We start from the raw sequence: 406 nt of genomic DNA, 5'->3' as shown, positions 1-406 counted from the left end.
CGCCCCGCGGCGTGCAGCCTCCAGCGTGGGCGCAAGGCCGGCCGCCCCCACGATCGCCGCCATCACCCAATCGGCGGGCATGGCGGCGGCTTCCACAACCGCCTCCGGGCCCGCGGCGACGCCGATATTCGTGCCAGCCAGCGCGGCGCGCAGATCGTCCAGCAGGGCGGGATCGGCGATCACGGCCATCTGGGGGCGAAACCGGCGGGCCTGTTCGGCCAGCTCGCCCACCTTGCGCCCGCCTACCAGCGCGGCGATCGGAAAGGCGTCCGGCTCGGTGGCGCGGGCCTGGGCGACCACATCCAGCGTGGATCGCCCGATCGAGCCTGTGGACCCCAGAATGGTGAGCCGGCGCGCGGTGTTCATGTCAGGGCCCTTAGCAATGCCGGATCAATCAGGAGCAGCG

At 72.7% G+C, this 406-nt stretch carries 1 pseudogene; it reads right to left on the bottom strand.

The window, feature by feature from the left end:
* Positions 1–366 (bottom strand): annotated as a pseudogene (locus ACLD7X_RS19375) (1-deoxy-D-xylulose-5-phosphate reductoisomerase); the annotation flags it as partial.
* Between the last annotated feature and the right edge of the window lie 40 nt (positions 367–406).

The organism is Aphanothece microscopica RSMan92 (assembly GCF_046613545.2).
Classification (GTDB): Bacteria; Cyanobacteriota; Cyanobacteriia; order PCC-6307; family Cyanobiaceae; genus NIES-981.
The sequence above is the reverse complement of the archived record's forward strand: the minus strand, read 5'-3'. Positions and strand labels throughout refer to the sequence as shown.